The 12,695-nt window shown below is 62.7% G+C and carries 5 protein-coding genes and 1 pseudogene; 1 reads left to right on the forward strand and 5 read right to left on the reverse strand.

The features are described 5' to 3' along the window. Positions 1-26: 26 nt before the first annotated feature. The 5 genes and pseudogenes from CKW24_RS24120 to CKW24_RS28040 all read right to left on the reverse strand — a co-directional run bounded on the left by CKW24_RS24120 (position 27) and on the right by CKW24_RS28040 (position 8,982). Positions 27-2,834 carry a tetratricopeptide repeat protein gene (locus CKW24_RS24120; RefSeq protein WP_095170889.1) on the reverse strand — a complete coding sequence of 936 codons (2,808 nt, stop codon included), beginning with the start codon at positions 2,832-2,834 and terminating at the stop codon, positions 27-29. A 53-nt stretch (positions 2,835-2,887) separates the two neighbouring features. Continuing rightward, a pseudogene (locus CKW24_RS24125) lies at positions 2,888-4,531 on the reverse strand (glycosyl transferase family protein); the annotation flags it as partial. A gap of 18 nt (positions 4,532-4,549) precedes the next feature. Further along, positions 4,550-6,757, reverse strand: a complete 2,208-nt coding sequence (locus CKW24_RS24130) for a hypothetical protein (protein WP_095170893.1) — start codon at positions 6,755-6,757, stop codon at positions 4,550-4,552. A 355-nt stretch (positions 6,758-7,112) separates the two neighbouring features. Continuing rightward, on the reverse strand, positions 7,113-8,276 hold the full coding sequence (gene wecB, locus CKW24_RS24135) for a non-hydrolyzing UDP-N-acetylglucosamine 2-epimerase (RefSeq protein WP_095170894.1): 1,164 nt from the start codon (positions 8,274-8,276) through the stop codon (positions 7,113-7,115). 400 nt (positions 8,277-8,676) lie between these two features. Beyond that, a complete protein-coding gene (locus CKW24_RS28040; RefSeq protein ID WP_143501281.1) occupies positions 8,677-8,982 on the reverse strand; it encodes a hypothetical protein in 306 nt (101 codons plus the stop codon). Positions 8,983-9,207: 225 nt separating this feature from the next. On the opposite strand from CKW24_RS28040, the gene CKW24_RS28045 reads away from it, so the two are divergent. Further along, a partial coding sequence (locus CKW24_RS28045; protein WP_143501283.1) for an Ig-like domain-containing protein occupies positions 9,208-12,695 on the forward strand: 3,488 nt, incomplete at its 3' end.

The raw sequence follows: 12,695 nt of genomic DNA on the forward strand, positions 1-12,695 counted from the left end.
GGCAAAGGTCCTTATGACTAGGGGGCTCAATAGGAAAAAATCAGGTTCATGAACAGCCCTTTGGCCCGTTCCGTAGCACCACCGCCAATTGGGTAGCGGTACTGCATGGACCAGCTCAGGGAGGAGCGTGGAGCGTTGTAGTGGTCTTCGCGGAACCAGTAGCGAACCGCGACGCCGGGGCCGACCCCCATGGACCACGAGGTGGCGTCATTGGTCAGTGACCAGTCCTGGCTGACGTTGCTCAGGTCGATCTGATCGTTTTTACCGAAGTCCAGGCCGGTGGCCTGGTCTTTCTGCCAGATCCAGTCCACGGCCCCGACGATGTGCGGGAACACCACCACGTTGGGGCCCAGCTCGTCGAACCGCAGGCTGCGGCCGACCCGCAGCTCACTGCTGGCGAACACTTGCTGGCGCTTGAGCTGGCCGTCGGTCTTGGCCAGTTGCCGGGTACGACTGCCCTGGTTGTCCACGTCATAGGCGGTGAAGGTTGCGTCGTTGTCTTCCCAGGCATACCCCAGCTGTGCGTAGCCATCCATGGTGAACCAGTTGGATTCATTGGTGCGCAGCTCAGTGCCTTTGTAGAACCCGTAGGTGATGTACGAGAGCCAACCGCCGGCATCGCTGTCCAGTTGATAGCGGGTGAGCATGCCGTTGATTGCCGGACTGTTGGTGGCGTTGGCTTCCTGGATCGCATTCTGGATCGCGCATTGGTCGCCGCGCTTGGACGGGTAGACGGTGCCTTCACGGGTCGCCGAGCCGAGGAAAAACCGGCGCTCCAGGCCAAAGGTGAAACCGGTATCGGCCAGCATGTAGCGCACCCCCAGTGAACCGATGGTGCTCGGGAAGCCGGAGGTGGTACTTGAGCCGTTGGTGCGGTCATTGCTGTCGCGGTTGTCGAGGGTAGTCCTGCCACTGCAGGGGTCGACGAACTGGCTGGACTCGAACTCGCTGCCTTCGTCATACAGGGTGTTGGTCAGCCGCCCGTAGATCTCGAGAATACCGTTCTGGTCATTGAACTGGGTGGGTCGCCAGTACAGCTCGGAGGTGCTGAACAGCGAATCACCTGCGGTACTCAAGCCGGCACCGCTGCTGTTGGTGGTGGGTTGTGCCCCGCGATAGCCGAGCGACACGGTCGCGCCCCATTCACGATCCAGTCCGGCAATGGCGCCACGGGTGTTGTAGCGCTGTTGGTCATCCAGTTCGAGTTGGTTGGCGTCGGCCATGTCGATGGCTTTCTTGAGTTTCTTCACGGCTCCCGGGTTGTCGCCCATGGCCGACTGGGCATAGGCCTCGTTGAGGATCACCGTCGGCGGCGCCTTGCCGGTGGCCCGTGCAGCGCTGAAGTCCTGGAGCGCGAGGTCCGGCTGGCGATTGCGCTGGCGCACGTAGCCGCGCTGCATGAACAGGTCGGCGTCGTTTGGCGAAGCGGCGAGGGCGCGGGTCAGGCGCTGCTCGGCCTCGGCGGCCTGGGCCGCGTTGCCCGAGGCCAGGGACGTGGTCAACAGGCGCTGATAGTCGGGGTTTTCCGGTGCTTGTTCCACGGCCAGGCGCGATTGCTTGATTGCTTCCTGATAGTCCTGCCGGCCATAGGCGGCGTAGGCTTCGGTGGCAGGGCCAGCCGGACCGGTGACCTGGTCGGAGGGCAACAATTCGCACTGGGTGCCATAGGGTGTGTCATGGCACGACTGGGCAGGCGCGGGGTAGAGCGTGGTGGTCAGCTTGGCCGCTGGCTTGTTGTCCTCGGCGAGGATTTCCCGGCGCTTGAGGACGGCTTCGTCGCTGGCGTCCATCGGCCCGAGCAGTTGTTCGGCGCGGGCGGTGTCGCCGGAAGCCAGCGCGCCGTCGATTGCGATCAGGCGCACGTTGCGGCGTTGATCGTCGTCCAGCCAGTCCTGGGCCATGGCCTCGTCGAAGTCGCCACGGGCTGAGTCTTTCTTGCCCTGGAGCTGGCGCAGGTAGGCACGCATCACCAGCATCACGGTGTTTTCGTCGTTCTGTTCCAGGGCCTCAGTGGCCGCCTGCTCGGCGGCGGCGGGCTGTTTATCCTGGAGCAGCGCGGTGACCAGCAACAGGCGCTGGCTGGTGAGGTCCGGCGCGAGGTTCACGGCGTCGCGGGCCAGCCTGGCGGCTTCGGCAGGCTGGTTGGTGATCAGTGCCTGGTAGGCCAGTTGGGTCGGCCGTACGGCCATGCGCCGCTGCAACATGGCGCGGCGGGCCTCGATGTCGCTTTTGTTCGGCGGGTTCAGGGCGATCACCTGGTCGGCGGCGCTCACCGCCTCGGGCCATTTCTCCTGGGCCTCCAGCGCGTCGAGCCAGAGCAGGGCCCACGTGCCCTGGCTAGGGTCAGCGCGGAAGGCTTGCTCGCCATCCCGGGCGGCGGCGGGCATGTCGCCGGCGTTGTAGGCGGCATACCCTTTGGTCGCCAGCGGGAAGCCACGCTGATAGGCCGCCGACGGTCCGCGGCCGGTGGCGGCGGCTGTCTTGGGTTGCAGGTTTTTCACGGTGGCGCGCAGTGCCGGGTCGTCAACGCCGCGTTTGATCGCCGCCTGCGCGGCCTGGCGTGCCTGAGTGATGCGTCCGAGCTTTTGCAGGGTATAGACCTGCAACAGGTTCAGGCGCACCACATCGGGCCGCAGTTTCAGCGCGGCATTCACCTGCTCCAGCGCATCGCGGTAACGGCCGGCCTGGTAACTCTTGTACGCCAGGTCCGCCTGTTGCCAGGCTTCGCCCTCCAGGGGCGCCTCATAGGCGGCGGCCGACACCGGCAGCGGCAGGAGCGTCGAGCTGCAGAGCAAGGCCGCGGTGAGCAGAAGTAAACGCGAAGTAGGGATCATGGCGTCTCTGAGGAGCGTTGTTCAGTGGGACCGGCAGCAACTGGCTGGCCCGTGTCGTTCTGGAATGAGATCGCTTCGCTCAGGGTGGCCTGGTCGAGGTAGCCGTGCTCGAGCAGGATCTGCCCCAGGGGCTTGTGTTCGGCGGCCTGGGCTTGCAGTGCCTTGTTCAGGGATTCCTGGTCGATCGCCCGCCAGGACATCAACAGATCCCCCAGGCGCAGGCGTTGCTGGACCAGTTGATCGGAGGACGGGAAGTCATGCATGGTCTTGTCCCAGACCAACTGCTTGCCGAGGAACAGATGGCCCAGGTACAAGCGCCAGGCCCGCGCGGCGGCCATGGCATTGATGAAGTTGCCGATGATCATCCGCGGTGCCGACAACAGCGCGTGTTCCCAGCCATACAGGCGACCGACGAAGTAGCCGCGCTGGAGTACTCGCAGGCTCAACAGGATGCCGTTGGCCCACATCAACTGCATCAGCCCGCTGTGGGGGCTGAACACCGATGGGTAGTAGGTCGTCCACCAGTCCATCGAGGTCATCACCATGAACAGCAGGTGCTGGGCGAGCAGGATGTAGGCAACAATTGCCACGAAGGAAGTCACCAGGCCTTTGCGGTCGCGATATAGCAGGTACTTGGTCGCCAGCGAACCTTCCCAGCCAACCTGGCTCCAGCCCTGCAGGCCGATCCCCAGGGTCCAGCGGGCCTTCTGCCGATAGGCGGTGCGGAAGGTGTCGGGGAAGTACTCGCGTACGCCGAGTGGCATATGAATCGCGACCATCTTCGCTTCACCGTGGCTGAACCACTTGGCGCGTCTGGCGATGTAGTCGACCGGGAATTTGCCGAAGATCTGCTTCATGCCGCGCCGTGCCAGGCGCGCACCGATGTCGTAGTCCTCGGTGAGGGTGGCGGTGTTAAACGGCTGGTTGTTGGTCTCCGCCGAGAGTTCGAGCAGGGCCTTGCGCGAGAAACAGGTGCCGACGCCTGCTGACGGGACCATTTTCGACATGCTTTCACGCACCACCAGGTCCTTGGTGTGCCACTCGGCGAATTCATCCATGTAGGTACCGGCCACCAGTTCATACCAATCCCGTTCCAGGGACGTGACTGGCAGTTGGATGAAGTCGATGCGCGGCAGCAGGTAGTTGAAGTAGTGCAACTCCAGGTGGTGCAGCACGTCTTCGCTGTCATGCAGGACGACCCCGGCAAACGGCTCGGGCTGGCGCAGGTCCTGGGCGAAGATCGCCTGGATGATCCAGTTCAGGCAGTCGGCCTTGCAGGTCGGGCCATCGTGGGGGACTTCGACGCGGATCAACTGCTTGTAGCGCCGACGCATGCGTTCCACTTCTTCAATGGTGCGTGCGTCGTTGCAGTAGGTGCCGACGAAGATGGAGTAATTCTTGTACTCCAGCGACCCGACCATGTTCTCGAGCATCGGCGCGATCACGTCGTACTCGAGCCAGGCCGGGATCATGATCGCCAGCGGTTGCTCGCGCTTGGAGCGCAGTTGTTCGGCCGTCAGCGCCTTGTAGCGGCGCTTGACCATCAGCGAACGGTACGCCTGGCGTGCCCAGAACCAGACATCGATGAACAGGTCATCAAGGCTGGAGAGCATGATCAGCACGCCCACGATGACCGTCACGATCTCCAGGATGTGGTAGTAGTCCGCAAGCAGATACGGCAGGTAGAGCGAGGACATGAGCTGTTCCCGTGGTCGTTACAAGCCTTGTTTCTTTTTGTGGCGACGCGCCAGAACACCCAGTACCAGCAAACCGAGCAGGGCCGCAGCAAACAGCGGCAGGGCCCACGCCAGGTACTTGCGCCACTGATGGAACGGCGATTCGCCAAGGCCCATCGACTGGACCAGCCCAGGCTCGGAGGTATCGACCCACGTCAGCGGACCGTCCACACCCAGCACTACGGCGTTGCCCTGGTTGAACACGAACGGTGCCCCCGGGGTCAGCACCTGGTCGCCCAAGGCATACCAGACCACCCCGTGCTGGCTGTTCGAGTCGACCACCGACGCCGCGCTCAGCGGTTGCGGACCGGTCAGGTCAAGCAGGCGTTTGTCGTCACCACCGGCACGCAAGCGCTGCAGGTCTTTGACATCGATCAGCGGCTTGGCCCCTTCCAGCGGCACATCCAGTGACAGGAATGGCTTGCTTGGTTTGAACGGCTGGCTGCTGTCGGCCAGGGTCAGTTCGGCATTGACCGGTGATATCGATGCGGCGCTGGCCAGGCGAATGATCTGGCGCAGGTTGGCCGCCGGGGTATCCAGGGCGGTCTTCGGCACGATTACCTGGGCATTGCCTGCCAGCAATGGCAGCAGGCCGACGAAGGTGCCGTCCGGCTCGGCATCGGAGGAGCGCAGGTAGCTGCTCGGCAACACGTTGACCGGATATCCCTGGGGAATTTCGGCGCAGTTCGGCGAGACCGGCTGGCGCTGGAAGCGCACCTGCAGGTTGTTGGTCACCCCCAGGGCATAGCCCGGGACACGGGCGGTCAGGCGCTCGGGTTTGCCGTCGGCCTTCAGTTGCTTGGCACTGAGCAGGACCCCGTTCCACAGCACCGAAGCCACCGGCAGGGTGATCGACGCCCCTGGTGCGGCGGCCACATCCAGAATCAGCTCGCCGGGCATCCGGCCCTGGACGGCCACCGCGCTCAGCGGGAATACGGCGTTCCACTCGCCACGGGTCACCACATCAAACGCGGTGGTCGAGCCACCGAGTGTGCCGACACGCAGTTCACGGTCACTGCCGTCCCCGGTTTCACCGGCTTGGTGAATGGTTGCCTCGGCGGAAACAAGCACGTTGCGCCAGTGCGAATCGAATACTCCAGCGGCCTTGGCCCCGGCGTCGGCGGCCACGCTGATCACGGCTTGATGGCCGAGGCTGGTCAGTTGAATCTGCTGGCTGCCGGGGACTTTCTGGGCGGCGCTGGCATGCCGGCTACGCCATTCTCCCAGGGCCTTGACCGCGTCTTCATCGTTTTGCAATTGATCGCGCAGGGCATCCAGCGCGGTGTTGATCTGGCCGACCAGCGCGGCGTCGGCGATTGCCAGGTCAGCCCGGGTCGCGGGTGCGTCGAGCACCAGCAAGGCGCCGAGTTCGGCGGCGTTGGCCAGGGTGTGGCGGTCTTTGCCCGTCAGCGCAGAGAACGGCGCGACCGTGCTCAAGGCGCCGGGAATGTTCAGTTGGTCGATAGCGACCACGTCGCCCACGGCCGGGAAGGCTTTGACCTGGGCCCGCTTGGCGTTGCGTTCCAGGGCCACGCCCAGGCGCCAGGTGCTGTCGAAACTGGCTTGCTCCAGCTTGCCGGCGGCGATCAGGATCACCGGTTTGCCCGGCAGCGTGCTCCAGGCATCGGCCAGGGTATTCAGGCCACGCATCGAATAGCGATAGGTCAGCGCAGTGTCGGGCGACAGGGTCAGTACATTGCTGCTCTGGCGGGTGGGCTCGCACAGGCGTTGGCCGCTGGGCGAGCTCCAGTCGATGGTGAAATCGACAAAACCGGACTCATGACGCCGGGCTTCGACTGGCAGCAGCCTAGCCAGGTCCCCTGCGCGTTCGGTCACGCTCTGGGTATGCAACGGGCGACCGTCGACCGACAGGCGCAGGGCCGCGGGAGCTTCTTCGCCCTTGATGAAGTTGCCCTGGATGTTGATCGAGGCCGCATCCAGCGCAACGCCTTTGGGCACTGGCAGGTAGAACGACTGGTGGTTGTCGCTTTCCTGCAGCACCACCGGGTTGGTGATGCCCATGTCGGCCAGCGAAACGCTGCGCTGCACCCAGTCGTCCTGGGCCAGTGTGCGCAACGCATCGCTGCCGGGCGATGCCATGGCGAACAGCGGCGCGGCGAAAGGTGCGACGAGTACGACCTGCTTGAGGAGGGTGAGGCACTGCTGGCGATTCGTAGGAGTATTCATGCGTGGTTATCGGCCGCATCTGAAAAGTGAAAGTTCACGACTGTCCTGCGCATTCACGTCCTCGGGGGAGATGGCGTGAGTGCCGGGCAAGCGAAGTACACGGGCTCAGTGGCGGTGCTCAGCTTGGACACAAGCTGGAATACAGATCTGACAAACGGGCCGGCATGAGCTCGAACGTAACTGTCAGTGCAGGAGGGGCAAATGGCCATTGGTTGTCCCTGTGGCAGCTTTGGATCCATCCCCGCATTGGCACCCACACTGTGGAGTGCCGCAACGTCATGTGTCAATATTTTGGTGTAAATTTTATTATTTTGTGCGCCTTTGGTTTGGCGCGCCGTAATTTTGACTATTCAGTTTAGCCGATGGTCGGGCGGATTGCCGGGATGGGTGGATCAAACTCACTGAATTGGCGGCCGGTGAGTGCCGAAATGATCCGTGTTGTGGCGTGTCCGTCACCGTAGGGATTGACGCTGTGAGCCACCCGTTGATAGTGCTCGGCGTCGTCGAGGAAGGTCTGCACGGCGCTGACAATGCGTTCCTTGCGAGTCCCGACCAGTGTCACCGTTCCGGCACTCACCGCTTCCGGGCGCTCGGTGGTGTCGCGCATCACCAGCACCGGTTTGCCGAGGTGCGGGGCCTCTTCCTGAACACCGCCCGAATCGGTGAGGATCAGGTAGGCACGGCGCATGAACCAGACGAAATCCAGGTAATCCAGCGGCTCGATAAGGTGGATGTTGGGCAGGCCGGAAAGGGTCGACATCACGACGTCGCGCACCTGTGGGTTCAAGTGCACCGGGTAGACGATCTGCACATCCTCACGCTTGGCCAGCTCCGCCAGGGCCGAGCAGATCTGGATGAAACCAGCGCCGAAATTCTCGCGGCGGTGACCGGTCACCAACACCAGGCGTTGTGCCGGGTCGACCCAGGCATAACGCGCGGCCAGGCTGGCCTCCATGTCCGGGTTGTGGTCGAGTTTGCGCAGCGTCAGCTCCAGGGCATCGATCACCGTGTTGCCGGTGACATAGATACGGCCTTCGAGGTTTTCCTTGAGCAGGTTGTCGCGCGAGGTCACGGTCGGTGCGAACAGCCATTTGCCCATGACGTCGACCACGCGCCGGTTCATTTCCTCGGGAAACGGCTGGGTCAGGTCGCCGGTGCGCAAGCCAGCCTCGACATGCCCGATCGGGATGCGCCGGTGGAACGCGGCCAGGCTGCAGGCGGTTGCCGTGGAGGTATCGCCGTGCACCAGCACACAGTCGGGCTTGACCTCTTCGAGCAGGGCATCGACCCGGGTCATCAAGCGCGCGAACAGGCCATTGAGGGTTTGTCCTGGGAGCATCACGTCCAGGTCGTGGTGGGTCTTGATATCAAATAACTGCAGCACCTGGTCGAGCATGTGCCGGTGTTGGCCGGTGGTGCAGACAATGCTCTCGATGCCTTCGGTACCGGCCAGGCCATGGACCAATGGGGCCATCTTGATGCCTTCGGGGCGGGTGCCGAACAACGACAGGACTCTCATGTTTTCTCTATCTCCATACAGGGAATGACCCCCGGCATGCCGTCCCTTGGGGTACGCCATGGTCAGGGTCGAAGCAAACGACGCCTGTTGCTGCGCTTGACTGCTACTTCCGTGAGCTGCGCAGCCCTTCTTATGTTGGTGGTCGCCGGACGGTTTTTGTTCCGCAGGCAGCATGAAAGGTTTTTTGGGGCGGGCACGGTGAGTCGGTTCGAGGTCTGATCGGCCAGCGCGGTCGAGTGTATGTCCTGTGCTGGCCTGGAACCGCTCGACAAATATATTTCCAAATGTAACAAGTCTAAATGCTTAATGCTTTGTGCATGATTTTGCTCTTCGAAGGTATTGAAAATCTCCTTCAGTAATATTTTATGATAATGAAATTATCACCCAGTATTTTCTCCTTTTAATTCTCGAAACATTCGCGCCCAATCTTCTTCGCCGTTGTTTTAATGTGGGTATTGACGGCGTGAACTTTTTTCTTTGACGCCAACTTTTTGCTGGTTAGTATCCTTGTAAGCGAACCGTTTTCAGTGTGCTGGGAAGTTCTATCACGACGGTTTTTGCTTACTTCTTGCAGCTTTTCAAAGGCGTGCTGGATACGTTTTACGAAAGGATGCGATTCCCGATGACGGGCAAAAGACAGGGAGCGTCTACGGTGATCAACCCCCTCCGCAAGCGCTGGTTCCTCCGCTTGATGCCCTTGCAGCATGGCGCTGCAACTCCCCTGTGCAAGTCCAACTTCCCACGTGCTGGCCAGGTTAAACACCTGGCACCCAGTGAGCGCTCCGGTGTGGGTTGAGTACTACTTCTGGATTAAAACTTTTACATAACTTTCGCTTATACGAATGCTCAGCCTCTGTTTAAGAAGCTGCGCACGCGTTCGAGTCGATTTTGTTATGGGATTCGACTAGCTGAAATAAAAAACAGGTGTGCGATGAAGAATATTGTAATTGTCGACAAGGCGACGGGGGCGGCGACCGAACAAACGTTCGGTAATGTCGCCCTGAACGGAACCAGTATTGTAAAAGTGCCCATTAGCCCGAGCAGCGTCCAGTCGATGCAGCAGTCGGGCAAGAATCTGGTCATCACCCTGAAGTCCGGTGGCACGGTCACGGTCCATAACTTCTTTGTGGTCGGCAGCGATGGCGAACCCAACCAATTGGTCCTGGAGGACAACGACGGAACCCTGTTCCTGGGGAGCTACTCCTCGCCGTATTCCGGTTTTACCTTTGGCGAAATCGGCACCCTTGAAGACCTGATGGCCGCTACGGCGGCGGGCAGCACCACGCCAGACTGGCTGGCGTGGGGGTTGAGCCTGCTGGGTGTTGGCGGTGCCGCAGCAATATTCTTTGGTGGACATGGGGGCAGCGGTGGCGGTGGCAGTGACGCCGACTCGACGCCTCCAGACGCCCCTACCGGCCTGGCTTTCGACAACACCGGTGCGGTACTCAGTGGTCGCGGCGAACCGGGTTCGACGGTGACAGTCAAGGACGCCAGTGGCCGCGTTATCGGCACGGGCACGGTCGGCGCTGATGGTAACTTCCAGGTCAACCTGGACACCCCGCAAACCAATGGTGAAACAGTCGAGGTCAGCCTCACTGACGCTTCGGGCAACGTCTCTGCTCCCGGCACCATCACCGCGGGCGACACCACGGCCCCCGCCGCACCGAGCGATCTGGCCGTCAGTGCTGATGGCAGTACCGTCAGCGGCAAGGGTGAACCCAACACCACGGTCACCATCAAGGATGCCAATGGCAATGTGATTGGCACCGGCACCGTCGGCGCCGATGGCAACTTCGTCGTCACCCTGACCCCAGCGCAAACCAACGGCGAAACCCTGACGGCCACCTTGACCGATGCGGCGGGCAACGTCTCGCCACCGGCCAGCGTCGACGCCAGCGACACCAGCGCTCCGGCGGCCGCGACTGATCTTGCGGTCAGCACCGACGGCAACACCGTCAGCGGCAAAGGCGAACCCAACACCATCGTCACCATCAAGGATGCCGACGGCAACGTGATCGGCACCGGTACAGTCGGCGCCGACGGCACCTTCGTGGTTACGCTCGACACCCCGAAAAACCACGGTGAAACCCTCACCACGACGCTGACCGATGCCGCCGGCAACGTGTCCGCGCCAGCGGACGTCATCGCCCACACCGTCGTCGTCGAAGAGCGGGACATCACAGCTCCCGATGCCCCGACCGACCTGGCTGTCATGGCCGATGGCACCACCGTCACCGGTAAAGGTGAACCCAACACCAGCGTCACCATCAAGGATGCCGATGGCAACATCATTGGTACCGGAACGGTCGGTCCCGATGGCAATTTCGCAGTTGTGCTGACTACGCCACAAACCAATGGCGAAACCCTGACCGCAACACTCACCGATGGCGCAGGCAACGTCTCGGCCCCGGCGACTGTCGTCGCGGACGACTCCACCGCCCCTGCACCACCGACCGACCTGGTGGTGAGCGCCGATGGCACCACCGTCACCGGTAAAGGCGAGCCAGAAACCACGGTCACCCTCAAGGATGCCGATGGCAACGTCATCGGCACCGGCACCGTTGGCACCGACGGCACCTTCGAAGTCGTGCTCACCACCCCACAAGTCAACGGCGAAACCATCGCGGTAACGCTGACCGACGCTGCAGAAAACGAATCAGGCCCGACCCAAGTAACTGCTCCGGACATCGATGATACGGATGCTGATGCGGACGCTGATGCGGATGCTGATGCCGACGCCGACGCCGACGCCGACGCCGACGCTGATGCGGATGCGGATGCTGATGCTGATGCCGACGCCGACGCCGATGCTGACGCGGATGCGGATGCGGATGCGGATGCGGATGCGGATGCCGATGCTGATGCTGACGCCGACGCCGACGCCGACGCCGACGCCGACGCCGATGCCGATGCCGATGCGGATGCCGACGCCGACGCCGATGCCGATGCCGACGCCGATGCCGACGCCGATGCGGATGCGGATGCGGATGCGGATGCCGATGCTGACGCGGATGCCGATGCCGATGCCGATGCCGATGCCGACGCGGATGCTGACGCCGATGCCGATGCCGATGCCGATGCCGATGCTGACGCGGATGCTGATGCCGATGCCGATGCCGATGCCGATGCTGACGCCGACGCGGATGCCGATGCCGACGCGGATGCTGATGCCGATGCCGATGCCGATGCTGACGCGGATGCGGATGCGGATGCCGAGGCGGATGCTGATGCGGACGCCGATGCCGACGCCGATGCGGATGCGGATGCGGATGCCGACGCCGACGCCGACGCGGACGCCGATGCCGATGCCGATGCCGATGCGGATGCTGATGCCGATGCTGATGCTGATGCTGATGCCGATGCCGACGCTGATGCCGATGCCGATGCCGATGCCGATGCCGACGCCGATGCCGATGCCGATGCCGATGCCGATGCCGATGCTGATGCTGATGCTGATGCTGATGCTGATGCTGATGCCGATGCTGATGCTGATGCTGATGCGGATGCTGATGCTGATGCTGATGCTGATGCGGATGCTGATGCTGATGCCGATGCCGATGCTGATGCTGATGCTGATGCTGATGCTGATGCTGATGCCGACGCGGATGCGGATGCTGATGCGGACGCCGATGCCGATGCCGATGCCGAAGCCGATGCCGATGCGGACGCGGATGCCGATGCCGACGCCGACGCCGATGCCGATGCGGATGCCGATGCCGATGCCGATGCTGATGCCGATGCGGATGCTGACGCTGATGCCGATGCCGATGCCGATGCGGACGCTGATGCTGACGCCGATGCGGATGCGGATGCGGATGCGGATGCCGATGCTGACGCGGATGCCGATGCCGATGCCGATGCCGATGCCGATGCTGATGCGGATGCCGACGCCGACGCCGATGCTGACGCCGATGCCGATGCCGATGCCGATGCTGATGCTGATGCTGATGCTGATGCCGATGCTGATGCTGATGCGGATGCCGATGCGGATGCCGATGCTGATGCGGATGCCGATGCCGATGCCGATGCGGATGCCGATGCTGACGCCGATGCCGACGCCGACGCGGATGCCGATGCCGACGCCGACGCCGACGCTGATGCCGATGCCGATGCCGATGCCGACGCGGACGCCGACGCCGATGCTGATGCCGACGCTGATGCCGATGCCGATGCCGATGCCGACGCCGATGCGGATGCTGATGCCGATGCCGATGCCGATGCTGATGCTGATGCCGATGCCGATGCTGATGCTGATGCCGATGCTGATGCGGATGCGGATGCCGATGCGGATGCGGATGCGGATGCGGATGCGGATGCGGATGCGGATGCCGAAGCGGATGCGGATGCCGATGCCGAAGCCGATGCCGACGCCGAAGCCGACGCCGACGCCGATGCCGATGCCGATGCTGATGCTGATGC

Origin of the sequence: Pseudomonas sp. Irchel 3H3 (assembly GCF_900187635.1) — a bacterium.
Classification (GTDB): domain Bacteria; phylum Pseudomonadota; class Gammaproteobacteria; order Pseudomonadales; family Pseudomonadaceae; genus Aquipseudomonas.